This window comes from Gudongella oleilytica (assembly GCF_004101785.1).
In the GTDB taxonomy this organism is placed as follows: Bacteria; Bacillota; Clostridia; order Tissierellales; family Tissierellaceae; genus Gudongella; species Gudongella oleilytica.
Genome location: NZ_CP035130.1, coordinates 2030139 through 2045067, shown reverse-complemented (window position 1 = coordinate 2045067; position 14929 = coordinate 2030139). Strand labels below are relative to the sequence as shown.

Genomic DNA, 14929 nt, shown 5'->3' with positions numbered 1-14929 from the left:
GTATCGCAGATAACATAGGGTAACCAGGAGGGATTTATATGAAGCCATTTATTGGAATAACCATGGGGGATCCAGCCGGAGTCGGACCGGAGGTTATAGCAAAGGCACTCACTATGACTGAGATGTTTGATATTTGCAAGCCTGTGATAATTGGAAGCTATGAGGTCATGAAGGAAGCGATCAAAATATGCGGCCTGGAACTGACCCTCAACATAGTTTCTGACAGCTTCGACCTTGAATATGAGGATAAGTCAGTCAATGTTCTGGACCTTGGCAATATCGATCTTAAAGACCTTGTGCGAGGAAGGATAAGTGAAAAATGTGGCAGAGCGGCTTATCAATATGTTGAGAGGGCAGTGTCTTTGGCTATGGATGGCAGAATAAAGGCTGTGGCTACTGCACCAGTAAATAAAGAAGCCCTTAAGCTTGCAGGAGTTCCATACATTGGTCACACTGAAATGCTTCAAGGCTTAACAGGCGTTGAGGATCCTTTGACCATGTTCCAGGTTGATTCCCTGAGGATATTTTTCCTATCAAGGCATGTTTCACTAAGAAAGGCCTGTGATTTTGTTTCTAGCGATAAGGTATTTGAAACTGTGGTAAGATCCCATAAAGCACTCGTAAGGCTTGGTGTAGAGGATCCAGTCATCGCAGTTGCAGCTCTTAACCCCCATGGAGGAGAGCATGGAATGTTCGGTGAAGAAGAAATGGAGCACATAGAGCCAGGAGTCAACAGGGCAAGGCGAGCAGGGTATAAGGTTGAAGGCCCAGTGCCCGCTGATTCAGTGTTCTACTTTGCTCTTCAGGGGAAATATGACGGCGTGATCTCCTTGTACCATGATCAGGGTCACATAGCTGCAAAGATGCATGACTTTGAGAAGACTGTATCCATAACCAATGGACTTCCCTTTTTAAGGACATCTGTGGATCATGGCACTGCCTATGATATCGCTGGCATGGGTATAGCAAGTGGAACAAGCATGTATGAGGCGATCAGGCTGGCGGCTGACTACAGTAGATATTACTGACAAAAAGGAGCGAGACCATATGAAATTGATCAATCCTGAAGGATTAAAGCCTGGGGATACAGTTGCTTCAGTCAGCCTCTCATGGGGAGGAGCAGGCGATCCTGAAATTAACTGGAGATACCTTCTGGGGAAAAAGAGACTGGAGGACATATTTGGATTAAAAGTTGTTGAAATGAGCACAACTCTCAAAGGAAGCGGGTACGTATATAATCATCCCGAAGAAAGAGCCAAAGATTTGATGGATGCATTTAAGGATCCGGAAATAAGAGGGGTTTTTTCCTGTATAGGCGGAGATGACAGTATAAGGATGCTGCCATATATCGACTATGAATTGATTAGGGAAAACCCCAAGGTATTCATTGGATACTCTGATACTACGATCACACACCTGATCTGTCATAAGGCGGGGATATCATCATTCTATGGGCCATCGATACTTGCTGAAATGGCTGAGAATGTTGAAATGCACCAATATACAGTGGATTGGATCAAAAAATGCCTTTTCGATAACGATGTAATAGGAAGGATCCAGCCCACTGAGCTTTGGACCAGTGAACGACTTCCCTGGGAGGAAGGGAACAGGGATATAAAAAGAAAGATGCTCCCTAATAACGGTTATGAACTTCTTCAGGGTGAAGGAACAGTAGAGGGCAGACTCTTCGGGGGCTGCGTTGAGGTGCTTGAAATGGCTAAGGGAACTGAGATTTGGCCTGATTTGGACACATTTAACAGCGCAATACTGTTCCTGGAGACATCTGAGGACATGCCAAATCCTGAAAACCTGCTTTATGCTCTCAGGAACTACGGAGCTCAGGGCATACTTGAGAGGATAAATGGAATGATTTTCGGTAAGCCCTATCACAACAAGTACTACGACGAATATAAGGATGTAATAAAAAAAGCCTTGAAGGAATACTCCCTCGAAAGCCTTCCCGTGCTTTATAACCTGAGCTTTGGGCATACCTCCCCAATGATAGTGCTGCCATATGGCGCGTTGGCAGAGATAGACTGTATTCAGTCAGCATTTTCAATACTTGAACCTGGAGTCCTTTAAAACTGTAACCATATAGTAATCACATTGGCGCGTCAACAGGGTATAATTACCTTGTCAGGAAGCATAGGTTATATTTTTTGGAGGGGAATAAAATGAGAAGGCTTATAACTTTTATAGCTGTAACAGCTATGCTGCTATCCTCAGCTCCAGCATTTGCACAAGGTCTGGACGATGCCATCGCTCTGCATATAGGCAGCCCTCTGATTTTAACAGAAGGCAGAATGAAGGCTCTTGATCCGGATAATCCTAATGTCGTTCCTATGATCCACAAAGACAGGACACTCGTTCCACTGAGAGCTGTCAGTGAGCATTTTGGAGCAGCGGTCGACTATGATGATGTCAAAAGAGAAGCGATCATAACCTACAGTGGAAAGAGCTATTACTTCCCAATTGGGAAAAACCATTACAGGATACTTGAACAGGGTAAGGATCCAAGGACAGTCACTTATGATACTGAAGCCTTGATTATTGAAAACAGGACGATGGTACCATTAAGGTTGATATCTGAGGATATACTTGGCTTGCAGGTAGGCTACAGGGAGAAAGCGATCACCATAGGCAGTGGTGATATTACTATAAATAATGAGATGCTGTCTGAAATAAGAACAAGGATAGGTCAGGCTTTAAAGCCAGCTACTGAGGCCGAACTGCTGGCTCAGATAAAGGCAATGGACCTTTCATTTACTGAGAAAGAAAGGCTGGATATAATTCCTATGCCCTCACAGGATGCTGTGACTGGTGGGGAAGCCGCACCAAGCGAGGCTGGTGACTACTCTCAAACCAATGAGCAGGTTGAGGGCGTAAATGAGGCCGACGTTGTCAAGACTGACGGGAAGTTCATCTATGTCGCTGCGGGAAAGTCCGTAAGAGTCTATGATGCTAATAATGGGAAGCCGTTCTTAACAGATGAGATAACAGTAAAGGTAGACGATCAGACGGGTCAGTTTACTCAGTTTACAGAGCTGTATATCCATGATGGGAAGCTTATTGTACTTGGTGAGAAGGGGCGCTTTGGAAACTGGATAAGACCGGTCCCTGATGTCCCTGAAGAGAGAATGATAATGCCTTATTACGATCAATATGAAGGGTTCGTCTATGCTGGGATATACTCGGTTTCAACACAGGGCAAGCTCTCGCTTGATAGAGAGCTCGAGGTTGAAGGAAGCCTCCTTTCAAGCAGAAAGAAGGACGATACGCTATATCTTGTAGTAAATAAGTACCTTTACAGCTATGGACCTATGGAGGAACCCATAACACCCGTATTTAAAGATTCAGCCATTAGTGATGACCTGAAAGAGCTTGCAATAGACAAGGTCATGTATTTCCCCAGGAGGGCAGCAAGCAACTACCTGACTATCGCAGCAGTGGATGTGGAAAAACCATCTCAGCCTGCTAATATTGAAGCATTTCTTGGGACAGGAAATTTGATATACATGAGTAGAAACGCTCTTTACGTAGCCGGTCAGGACTATCACACTATATGGGGTTCAATCACAAATATTGCCAAATTCAATGTTGATGGTACAAAAATAGGGTTCGCAGGTGGAGGGCTTGTTGAGGGAACGATCCTTAACCAATTCTCCATGGATGAATACGAGGGAAATCTCCGGATAGCTACGACTAATTGGCAGAGGGAAAGTGTCAACGCAGTCTATATACTGGATGAGGATTTAAATCCTCTTGGTGCTGTAGAAAATCTTGCACCTGGTGAAAGGATTTTTTCGACCAGGTTTATGGGAGACTACGGATATATTGTTACCTTCAAGCAGGTAGATCCTCTGTTCGTACTGGATCTTTCAAATCCGTCAAAACCAAGAGTCACCGGTGAACTTAAGGTCCCTGGATTTTCAAGCTATCTGCATCCTGTCACAGATAAAGTGTTACTGGGAATAGGTAGAGACGTCGATGAAAATACCGGCATGCAGAATGGTATAAAGCTGTCGCTCTTTGACGTATCAGATGAAGGCAGACCAAAGGAGATGACAACTCTTGTCTTGGGAGGACCGGGGAGCTATGCTGATGTCCTCGACAATCATAAGGCTTTGATGCTAAACCTGAACGACGATATGGTAGCCTTTGACGTATCCTTAAGTGATATAACTGATAAGTATGTAAAGACAAGCTTCAACGGAGCTGCAGTTATCGAGGTCAGACCAACCGGCAGCATCAAGGTCCTGGAGCTGATCTCCAGTGAAGGTCTGTATGGCTCCTATGCAAAACGGCTGGTTTACATCGGTGATAGACTATACTATATAATTGACGATAATATCCGAGCTTTTGATATGGATGATTTTAAAGAAATCAAATAGGTACCAAGGTTGGATACTAATAATTCATTGCATAAGGCAAAACCCAACTGTTTGACAGTCCTACGTTATATAAGCTCCAAACATATTTCGTAGGGGATATGCAGGGAGATGCTGAGCTCATAAGCATACTCGCAGATAATGCACTGCCAGCTGTGGAATGACTTGAGGGGCTTGATATGGAGTTAAATGACTATATAAATGCTTAACGGAATAGTCAATATAAATCATTCTGTTGAATATGATATGCTTTCAGAAGTCAATAATTAAGCTTGAAGGGTTTATTTGGAAGTATTTAGTAGAATATATATGGCATGAAGGAGGGATAAAAATGGCTGATGGTAAAATAAGAACGGAGATCATTCTGGAAAGGATGATCCAAGAGACATCTGAGATTTTTTCATTCGTATTTAAGATACCCGGAGATTTAACCTGGATCCCAGGTCAGCACGGAATATTCAGGTATCGGGACAGACAAGTGGAGGAGGACAAAGGCTTCAGGATATTTAGTATCGCTTCGATAATCGACGAAGGGATCATGATGTTCTCAACAAGGATAACACCTGAATCCACGGACTTCAAGCAGCAGCTTTTAACCATGAAGCAAGGAGAGGTAATGACAGTAGAAGGTATAAACGGCAAATTTAAGATACCTGATTACAACAAAAAAGCCTGTATTATGGCAGGAGGAATAGGAGTAACCCCGATTCGTGCACTGGTAAAGCAAATGGAATCAGAGGGAGTATCACCGGCTGGAGTAACTGTTCTGTACTCTGACGACAGAGGTCAGTTTGCTTACGAGGAAGATTTGAGGAAGGCTGGAGAAGCAGTCAATGGTCTTGAAGTCATCCTGATTTCAGACAGGAATATTTTTGTTCAGAAGATAGAGGAATACACGAAGAATAACGGAAATGAATCTGCTTACCTAATCTCCGGAACTCCCGGAATGAATGCATTTATAACCGAAAAGCTTACCAAGGAAGGAATCGAAAAGACCAATATAATTACGGATGTATTCATGGGATACGAATAAAGACTGTAAAATGAATTAATCATAATGTGGTTCATATCAAATTTACTCAGGCGATGGAGAGATCCATCGCTTTTAATTTGACATAATGATAAATAAATATTAGTATATTACTATAATTAGTAATATACTAAATTAGTAAAAAGGATGTGTGTCAAAATGAAGATACCTACCACATTAAAACACAAGCCAGTAGTGGTTGTTGAGAATTACGGGAATGTAGACGGAAGATATGCTTATAAGACAGATGCCCAGGGCCTATCGATCGGGCTTGCACAGTGGAACGACAGAGGCAAGGTTGACGTATCTGCCAAAGTGTGGAGATATACGGGAGAAAAATGGTCAAGGCAATCCGAGGAGCTTCCTCTTCACAGAGCTCTCGATCTGGCAATCCTGATTTGCAGATCGGAGCTCCACTTCAGGGAAGCCTATAGATTTGAGAAGCTATATGACGAGAAGAATCCAATACTGGACAGAATTGGACTCCAGGGAGATGCGATGACTATAGAGGTGTGTACAGAAAACGAGCACATAGATGAAGATCTAAAAATCCTTCGTGACGCGTTGACAAAGGACGGAGAGCTTATTGGAGAAAGAATGGCCGTGTTATCAAGGCTGTTGAAGGAGCTGGGATATTGATATAATACTTATTGGAGATAGGAAAAGCTTATGATTTGGGAGGCTGCCATGGGGATGAAGTTTGAAACACAGAGGTTTATCGTCAAAGAAGCAGGAGAAGATGATTTGGAGTATGTAATGAGACTTGAGAGAGCTGAGGAGAACAGAGATTTTGTCTTTCAAAACACTTATGAAGAGCATAAGAGTAATATTGATTCAACTGAAAACATACTTTTTATTGTGCAGGATAGAGGATCCAGTGAGAATGCTGCATTCATCCTATGCAGCTATAAAATACCATATGACTCCTTTGAACTAAGGAGAATAGTAATAGAAACAAAATGCAAGGGAGCAGGCTCAGAGCTCATATCTGCACTTATTAAATATTCATTTGAAGTAGTGAAAGCAAACAGATTTTGGCTTGATGTTTTTACAGACAACGATAGAGCGGTCCATCTTTACAAAAAGCTCGGCATGGTCCATGAAGGGACCCTGAGGCAAAGCTACAAGGATTATAGCGGAAGATACAGGGACCAGATGATTTTTTCAATCTTGAATGAAGAATATGTGAAAAGGTAATTTTACTCTGTCATATGCTTTAGCGATGCACTATAATATAATGAGAGGTAAATACATGGAAGGGGAGATATATTGTATGAAAAAAGAAAACCTGGAATTGGCGATCAAGCTAAGACACGAGCTGCATCAAAATCCTGAGCCATCGAATTATGAAGTCTGGACAAAAAAGAGACTTATGGATTTTCTGAAGGAGCATACAAGCCTTGAGATAGTAGACAGAGGACTATGGTTCTATGCAATCTACCATGCTGGAGAAGATAAGCCAAACATCGCCTACAGAGCAGATTTCGATGCTATCCCTATGGATGAGGGCATAGAGCTCCCATATGGATCAAAGAATCCCGGAGTGTCGCATAAATGTGGTCACGACGGACACTCAGCCTCACTTGCGGCATTTGCGCTTGAGATAGATCAGGAGGGTGCTGACAAAAATATCTACTTCCTGTTCCAGCATGCTGAGGAAACAGGGGATGGTGCATTCCAGGCCAAGGTATTCATTAAGGAGAACAACATAGAGGAAATATTTGCTTTTCATAATACAAGCGGCACTCCACTTCGATCTGTAAATGTAATTGAAGGGACGAGTAATTTTGCATCAAGAGGGATGACTATTAAAATGGTTGGGAAACCGACTCACGCCAGCCAACCTGAGCTTGGCATAAATCCTTCGTATGCTATCGCCAAAATAATAAATTCAATTCCTGAGTGGACTTCTGCTGATAGCAACAGAGGTCTGGTCTTATGTACGGTAGTGCAGGTTAACATAGGTGAGCGTGCATTTGGGATAGCTGCCAGTGAAGGCGAGCTGTTGATGACAATAAGAGCTGAGTTTGAGGATGAGCTTGACAAGCTTCAGGACAATATGGAAAAACTTGCTATAAGAGAAGCTGAAAAGGATAAGCTTAAGGTAAGCTTCGAGTACAACGATATCTTCCCAGTTACAGCTAACCATCCGGAAAGTAATGTCAAGGTAAGAAAGGTTGCACTTGATAAGGGATTTAAGCTGATTGAGATGGAAAAAGGACATAGAGGCTCCGAGGATTATGGATGGTACACAAAGGAGACAAAGGGCACTATTTTCTGGATAGGAAATGGAGAAACCTATCCGGCAGTCCACACATATGAGTTCGACTTTCCAGATGAAAATATAGAGGTAGCAGTTGAAATGTTTAAGGGGTTGGCTGCAATATAGAGAATGGGCGGGCACAGAGTGTCCGCCTTTTTAGGATGTAAATTCCGGTGAATGGGTATAATTTCTTTATCAGGACAGGATGATCATGAGGAGGAATTTCGATGAAATGGCAGGGGAGAAGGCAAAGCTCGAACGTATCTGACAGGAGGAGCTCCGGAGGAGTCAGGAGAGGAGCTTCAGTAGGCTGCAAGAGGCTATGTGGTCCCGGACAGTTTTACACATGGAACATCGGAACAAAGGTCATATTGGTTTTCAAAGGGCTATGAAACAGGTAATCTCGACAGCTGGGACACCTTCAATACAAATGAGGGTTTTTAATGACTTCAAGGTACTTGCGGTGGGAATTCCAATGTAATATAATTGACTATAATTATAATGCAAGGCTGTAGTTTGATACTGCAGCCTTTCACATTCGGAGGAGGTTTTAGTATGAGCTTCAAAATGCCAAAGTACATATCGCCGGATTTCTCACTGCCAGGATTTGTGAATGCCCCGGATGCTAAGCTTGTGCCTTCTCCCAAGGATACAGTAGCACCTAAGAACTACCATTCGACGACGATTTTTCCTGAATACTTTAAAGTAAATGGTCAGTGGAAGCTTGCTGAGGAAAGCAGGATGGATTGCGTTGCAGTATATGAAGACGATAAGGTAGTAATCAAGGAAGCAAGAAAGCTAAAAAAGGGTGACCTCGTCTTCGTGGGTAGAACCGAGGATGCAATTGAAGGTATTTTTGTATATACCAATGCATTCGTTGAAGAGACCGAGGATGAGCTGGATTCCTTCGTATTCAGACAAGGAAGGACCAGGGAGACAGCTTACTCGATGGATTATAATTTTCTTGCTGAGCTCCTTAAATATGAAAGGGACAATGGGCACGTAACCTGGGTGCTTGGACCTGCCTGTGCCTTTGACTCAGATTCCAGGGAAGCCTTTTCAAAGCTTGTTAAGGGCGGCTACGTCGACTCTATTCTCGCAGGGAATGCTTTAGCCACGCATGATCTTGAGGCAGCCTTTATAGGAACAGCCCTGGGACAGGATATACGGACCCAAAGATCAATGCCCAATGGTCACTATAACCATATAGATACAATAAATGCTGTCAGGCTTCACGGCAGCATCAAAAGCTTTGTGGAGAATGAAGGAATCGACAATGGAATAATGTTTGAATGCGTAAAGAACGATGTTCCTTTCGTACTTACAGGATCTATAAGAGACGATGGACCTCTACCGGAGGTATACAGAGATGTATACGAGGGACAAAACGCCATGCGGGATCAAATAAGAAAGTCCACCACAGTAATATGTATGGCATCCATGCTGCACTCTATAGCAACAGGCAACATGACTCCTACCTATAGAATGATGGAGGATGGGACCATAAGACCGTTATATTTCTACAGCGTTGACATTTCAGAGTTCGCAGTCAACAAGCTTCGCGACAGAGGCAGCCTGACAGTAAAGACAATTGTGACCAACATACAGGATTTTATAATGAACATAAGTAAAAGACTTGATATTATATAGATTAAACCGGAGGAATGGACACCTACGGTTTCTTTGGACATAAGTCATGACAGGCATAAAATTATTTGGCGCTATCATTTTATAAAGTGAAGATACGATGGTAGTATATAATAAACATCAGTATGGGAGCGGATCTTGATGACCTGCTATATCAAAGAAGAATATTATAGATTCATATTTGACAATACAAAGGATGCCATCCTTCTGACCACTCCGGACGGCAGGATCCATCATGCAAATAATGCTGCTTGGGAGATGTTTCAGAGAACGGATGAGGACTTTCAAAAAGAGGGCAGATCGGGGATTATAGATCCTGAGGATACAAATTTGGAACGAATGCTCAGGGAAAGGTTGGAGAAAGGGTTTGTCACTGGTGAACTTACTTTTATAAGAAAAGACGGCAGCAAATTTATTGGACAAATCACTTCCTCGTTATTTAACGATGAAAACAACGAAACATGGACGGCGATAATTATAAGAGATGTCACTGAATCAAAAAAACTGGAGAGGAAACTTAAGGAGGCAAATGATAAGCTCAAAGATCTTGCATATATAGATTACCTGACAGGAGTGCTTAACAGAAGAGCCCTCATAGACAGACTCGGCCAGGAAATGGAACGCTCGAAAAGAGAATTCAAGCCTCTTTCCCTGATACTATTGGATATCGATTCCTTCAAGGAAATAAACGACACCTATGGGCACATTACAGGAGATCAGGTACTGAAGGCATTTGCAAGATCGATAAAAGAAAGCCTAAGAGCCTACGATATTCTTGGAAGATTTGGAGGGGATGAATTTCTTATATGCCTCCCAGATACTGATTTTGATTCAGCAATCGATATTGCAGAGAGAATAAGAAAGAATATTGCTAAGATCGAGGTTCAAAAAGGAGACGTAGTAATAAAGCTTTCCTCCAGTGCCGGCATAACCTACTATGACCACAACTCCACTGAGGATCTCGATACTCTCATATCTAAGGTGGATTACATAATGTACAGGTCAAAAGAAAAGAAAAATTCGATTTACACTTCCATTTAGGGAGTGTATTTTCTTGGCTGAAATATAGAATTACCTCTATTTATTTTGGGTATTAAACAACATACGAGTAGATTTAAAGGAGTGATAGAATGTCTGTAAGTGTTTACCTTAATTTTGACGGTAATTGCAAGGAAGCAGTTGAATACTACAGAAGTGTTTTCAGGGCTGATCCTCAACAAATAATGACCTTTGGCGAAGGACCTTCAGATCCTGCGTATCCAATACCCGAGGAGGCAAAGGATCGCATAGTGCATACCTTTCTTGACATTAAAGGCATGAGACTGATGTTTTCGGATATTTGGCCTGGAATGGAGTTTATAGTGGGAAACAATATGTCGATGATAGTTGTGGATAAGGACATGGATGAGATAAAAAGACTCTATGAAGAGCTGAAGGAAGGCGGAAAGGTTGAAATGGAGCTTCAGGAAACCTTCTGGAGCAAGGCATATGCAAGCATAGTAGACAGGTTTGGAGTATGCTGGCAGTTAAGTCATGGGGAATAGACGATGATGGTCCATGCAGCCTCACCAGAAGAGTATATTGAATCACTGCCTGAGGATAGAAAAGAGATAATCAAAGAAATCAGGAATGCCGTGAAGGATAATCTTCCTGAAGGCTTTGAAGAGACCACTGAACACGGGATGATAACATATTATGTACCTCACTCGATTTATCCTTCAGGATACCACGTAAATCCCAAGGATCCTCTTCCGTTTATGGCAATTGCCTCCCAGAAAAATCACATTGCAGTCTATCATATGGGCATTTACATGGATGATGAGCTTTTAAGATGGTTTATGAAAGAGTATGACAAGGCTGCAACAACCAAGCTTGATATGGGGAAAAGCTGTATAAGGTTCAAAAATCCAAAAAAGGTTCCGGTGGATTTGATAGGAATGTTATCAGCCAAGCTGACACCAAAGAAGTATATTGAACTTTATGAGGCCTCTGTCAAATCAGTAAAAAGGTAATTTATATCACAAGCCCCTGGTTTACTTAGACCAGGGGTGTTTTTTTGTTTAGCTTCACGAAATTTATCTTTTACTCTATAGTTTTTATTGTATAATCATAAATATCATAATGAGAGAAGGTTTCGCGTAATGGATAGAAAAGAATATATTCAGGGGATAGTAATAGGGGTATCAGCATACCTTTAGCATTCGGGCTAATATGGATAGGTATTGGTTTTTTCATTTACTCTCAGGTCTTATTCCTTAAGGAAACGTCTGATAACTAAATAACTTAAGTTCAAAACATATTAATCATATATCTAACACAACTCCATACTACAATTAAATTATAGAACAAGAAAAGGAGATGTTATATATGAGAAAAATGTTGTTTTCTTCGGGATTAGCCTTAATAATTGCTATAAGCGGTATTAGTATCTCACATGCAAGCCCGGCTGATTTTGGTGCTGCTGGAGCAGAAGCTGACCAGGAATACACCCTTGAGGAGATGCTGCAGTATGCAATTGAAGATGAGTTTTTAGCTCAGGCAGAATATGAGATCATAATTGAAGAATATGGTTTGATCAGGCCTTTTTCTAACGTAATAAGGGCGGAAGGGAGACATATATCAGCTTTGCTACCGTTGTTTGAAGAATATGACTATGAGATTCCGTCAAACGATGCGAAAGAAAGAACCGTAATCCCGGATTCTTTGGAAGAGATATTCTCTGTTGGCGTTGAAGCAGAAATCAAAAATATTGAAATGTACAAAAGCTTTCTTGAAGAGGAACTGCCAGACGACGTAAGGAGAGTATTTGAGAATCTTATGAGAGCTTCAGAAAGTCACCTGAAGGCATTTGAAAGGTCCGAAGCAAGAAATACAGGCGGATCAAATATGTTTGGAGGGAATTCTCAATCAAAGGGATTTGCATTCAGATATGGCACAAAATAAACAAAAAGCGAGATACCAGGTCTAATGGTCTGGTATCTCTTTTCCCAAATAATCTAATACTATCTTTTTTTCATCAAAGGGGTAGTCGACACCCTTTATTGACTGCCAGATTTCATGTCCCTTACCTGCAATAAGAAAAATATCATTTTCCATCAACATATCGATTCCATTTTGTATTGCATCCTTTCTGTTTGTGATCCTAATGTATTCGACGTCTGTTGAATCGATTCCAGGAATAATGTCGTCAATTATTGAATCCGGATCCTCCCATCTGGGATTATCAGAGGTAACTATACAGTAATCGCTTAACTGGCCGGCAATTTTTCCCATTATAGGTCTTTTGCCTTTATCTCTGTCGCCACCACACCCAAACAGTGTGATTAATCTACCTTCACAACCTTCTTTCAAGGCCGTAAGAACATTCTCAAGGCCGTCAGGTGTATGTGCGTAATCGATTACAATACTATAATTTGAATCGACTGGCACCTTCTCCATTCTGCCCGGAACTCCTTTTAGCGATTTTACTGCTTTCTCAATTTCTAAAATATCCACACCTTCCTCTATTCCAGCTAATATTGCGCCGGTAAGATTATAAATATTAAAATCCCCTATAAGGCCTGTCTGAAAGGAAAACTCCTTCTGATCAAATGAAAGCTTAAATTCGATTAAACCATTTTTATGTTTTATATTGCTAATTATGACTTCTCCATTGGCTCTTCCAAAGCCAATCATTTTGGAGGAAGTTTTATTGATTTCTGAATACATCCTTTGCCCATATCCACCTTCAAGGTTGATTATTTTATATGTCATCGGTTTATCAAGAAATCTCTTTTTTACTTTATAGTAATCTTCCATTGTAATATGATAATCCAGATGATCCTGAGTCAGGTTGGTAAATATGCCTCCCCTGAATTCTATATCATCGACTCTACCCATATCTATACCATGTGAGGAAACCTCCATAACTACATACTCGGCACCCATATCAGCCATTTTTCTAAGTATAAACTGAAGCTCAAGCGATTCAGGAGTTGTATTATGCAAATCTATGCTCAGATCCATAAATTTAGCTCCAAGAGTCCCAATTACACCCGATTTCCTACCGGTTTTCTCGAGTATATCCTTTAAAAAATATGTAGTGCTCGTCTTTCCGTTAGTACCCGTTACTCCAATGACTCTCAATTTTGAAGACGGATTTCCATAGAAAGTGTTTGAAATCGCAGATAGGGCTCTTCTGGTATCTTCAACTTTGATAAAGGGTAAATTGTTATGATTGTTTTTGAGCGATTTTTGGTGTATAACAGCTATCGCACCTTTATCGATAGCTGCATCAATAAATTCATGGCCGTCATTTTTTGATCCCTCTATTGCCACAAACAAATAATTTTTACCGCAATTTCTGGAGTCATGACAGATACCTTCTATTTCAATTTGAGAGAAAGAATCTGGCAATGATTGGTTGCAACCTTTAATCAAATTTTGCAGCTTCATACTAAACACCTCCATTTAATGTGCATATACCCCAAAATAGCCTTGTTATATTCTACATTATAATTGTGATGAAACTGTGATTGTTACATAAATAGTGAATCTATAAGGAATTATATGGAATATATACTATTTTTCAGAAATTTAAGTAATTGACATAATAAAAATAAGATCATATAAAGGCTTTGTAATAATATGCTGGAGAAAGGGGCTGCTCAATTATGAGAGAGATTGTAACAGCATTGGAGGAAGTAATTCAATAGGGTGCAAATCCAACCTTTCTTTGATATGCTGTAAACACAACACGGCTGAAGGGTCGTGTTTTTTGTGTCCGCAAACACCTTTTATCAGGATAGGTTTTGCGGTATTTTTGTGCCCTGAGACATAATAAAGGGGAATGCCGTATGACAGGTCATAAATTTAACGACTTGAGGGATTATACTGATACTGAACGGGAGGAAACAATAGATAATAAATATTTGGGAAATATCGGATTTGAGAGATTTTTTGCCAGACAATCAGATAGCGATGAGGCATTAAGCGAAGAAAAGGCAATTGCCAGGGTAAGTGAGATTCGCAGGGAGAAATATAAGATCATTGGGCTTGATGGGGAGAAGCTGGCTCATCTGAAGGGGAGTACATTCTATAAGAGAATATTTAAACCCAGATCCACCCTGGTCCTACTGGGTTCATCTGGTGTTGGAAAGTCGTCGCTAGTAAATACGCTTTCCGGAAAAGAACTGATGAAGGTGAAAGAGATGCGGGAAGATGACAGCAAGGGAAGACACACAACCACCCATAGACAGCTTTTGATCTTTGAGGATGGAACTATGATAATTGATACGCCGGGGATGAGGGAGCTTGAGCTATGGGATGTATCAGAAGGCCTTGGTGCAGCCTTCAGTGATATCGAAATGCTATCCGTGGAATGCAGATTCAAAGACTGCAAGCACTTAGGAGAACCGGGCTGCGCTGTACAAAAAGCAATTAAGTCCGGCGACCTTTCCAGGGATAGATGGAACAGCTACCTGAAGCTAAAAAAAGAAGCTGAATTTGCTGCAGCGAAGGAAAGCAAAAACCTTTTACAGCAAAGGAAGGCAAAGGAACGAAGCTTTGGCAAGATGCAGAAGACTTTTAAGAAGAATGGTAAGTAAAAGTAATGATCCAGGG

General features: G+C 41.3%; 15 protein-coding genes. 14 read left to right on the top strand and 1 reads right to left on the bottom strand.

Annotation, left to right across the window (positions count from 1 at the left end):
• The first annotated feature begins 38 nt into the window (after positions 1-38).
• The 13 genes from pdxA to EC328_RS09845 all read left to right on the top strand — a co-directional run bounded on the left by pdxA (position 39) and on the right by EC328_RS09845 (position 12271).
• Positions 39-1028 (top strand): 4-hydroxythreonine-4-phosphate dehydrogenase PdxA, encoded by a 990-nt coding sequence (pdxA, locus tag EC328_RS09905; RefSeq protein WP_128426642.1) that lies wholly within the window; start codon positions 39-41, stop codon positions 1026-1028.
• 19 nt (positions 1029-1047) lie between these two features.
• Positions 1048-2082 carry a S66 family peptidase gene (locus EC328_RS09900; protein ID WP_128426641.1) on the top strand — a complete coding sequence of 345 codons (1035 nt, stop codon included), beginning with the start codon at positions 1048-1050 and terminating at the stop codon, positions 2080-2082.
• A gap of 92 nt (positions 2083-2174) precedes the next feature.
• Positions 2175-4391 carry a beta-propeller domain-containing protein gene (locus EC328_RS09895; protein ID WP_128426640.1) on the top strand — a complete coding sequence of 739 codons (2217 nt, stop codon included), beginning with the start codon at positions 2175-2177 and terminating at the stop codon, positions 4389-4391.
• 328 nt (positions 4392-4719) lie between these two features.
• The gene (locus EC328_RS09890; RefSeq protein ID WP_128426639.1) at positions 4720-5421 is read left to right on the top strand and encodes an FAD-dependent oxidoreductase; all 702 of its coding nucleotides are present in this window, start codon (positions 4720-4722) and stop codon (positions 5419-5421) included.
• Positions 5422-5577: 156 nt separating this feature from the next.
• Positions 5578-6057: a DUF6530 family protein gene (locus EC328_RS09885; protein WP_128426638.1), complete on the top strand. Its 480-nt coding sequence runs from the start codon at positions 5578-5580 to the stop codon at positions 6055-6057.
• Between the two features lie 54 nt (positions 6058-6111).
• Complete coding sequence (locus EC328_RS09880; protein ID WP_164906094.1) at positions 6112-6615, top strand: GNAT family N-acetyltransferase; 504 nt, start codon at positions 6112-6114, stop codon at positions 6613-6615.
• 76 nt (positions 6616-6691) lie between these two features.
• The gene (locus EC328_RS09875) at positions 6692-7807 is read left to right on the top strand and encodes a M20 metallopeptidase family protein (protein WP_128426636.1); all 1116 of its coding nucleotides are present in this window, start codon (positions 6692-6694) and stop codon (positions 7805-7807) included.
• Between the two features lie 198 nt (positions 7808-8005).
• On the top strand, positions 8006-8125 hold the full coding sequence (locus EC328_RS11935) for a neutral zinc metallopeptidase (RefSeq protein WP_128426635.1): 120 nt from the start codon (positions 8006-8008) through the stop codon (positions 8123-8125).
• Positions 8126-8236: 111 nt separating this feature from the next.
• Complete coding sequence (locus tag EC328_RS09865) at positions 8237-9331, top strand: putative NPN-dependent ornithine cyclodeaminase (RefSeq protein WP_128426634.1); 1095 nt, start codon at positions 8237-8239, stop codon at positions 9329-9331.
• A gap of 138 nt (positions 9332-9469) precedes the next feature.
• Positions 9470-10369 carry a sensor domain-containing diguanylate cyclase gene (locus EC328_RS09860; RefSeq protein WP_128426633.1) on the top strand — a complete coding sequence of 300 codons (900 nt, stop codon included), beginning with the start codon at positions 9470-9472 and terminating at the stop codon, positions 10367-10369.
• A gap of 89 nt (positions 10370-10458) precedes the next feature.
• Positions 10459-10872, top strand: a complete 414-nt coding sequence (locus tag EC328_RS09855; protein ID WP_128426632.1) for a VOC family protein — start codon at positions 10459-10461, stop codon at positions 10870-10872.
• 3 nt (positions 10873-10875) lie between these two features.
• Complete coding sequence (locus EC328_RS09850) at positions 10876-11340, top strand: DUF1801 domain-containing protein (RefSeq protein ID WP_128426631.1); 465 nt, start codon at positions 10876-10878, stop codon at positions 11338-11340.
• A gap of 355 nt (positions 11341-11695) precedes the next feature.
• Positions 11696-12271, top strand: coding sequence for a ferritin-like domain-containing protein (locus EC328_RS09845; protein WP_206363852.1), 576 nt, complete (start codon positions 11696-11698; stop codon positions 12269-12271).
• Between the two features lie 21 nt (positions 12272-12292).
• Here the strand turns inward: EC328_RS09845 and EC328_RS09840 are convergent, their stop codons facing one another.
• Positions 12293-13762, bottom strand: a complete 1470-nt coding sequence (locus EC328_RS09840) for a UDP-N-acetylmuramoyl-L-alanyl-D-glutamate--2,6-diaminopimelate ligase (RefSeq protein ID WP_164906093.1) — start codon at positions 13760-13762, stop codon at positions 12293-12295.
• A 401-nt stretch (positions 13763-14163) separates the two neighbouring features.
• Between EC328_RS09840 and rsgA the strand changes: the two genes are divergently transcribed.
• Entirely contained in the window at positions 14164-14913 is a 750-nt protein-coding gene (rsgA, locus tag EC328_RS09835) for a ribosome small subunit-dependent GTPase A (RefSeq protein WP_128426628.1), read from the top strand.
• The last annotated feature ends 16 nt before the right edge of the window (positions 14914-14929 follow it).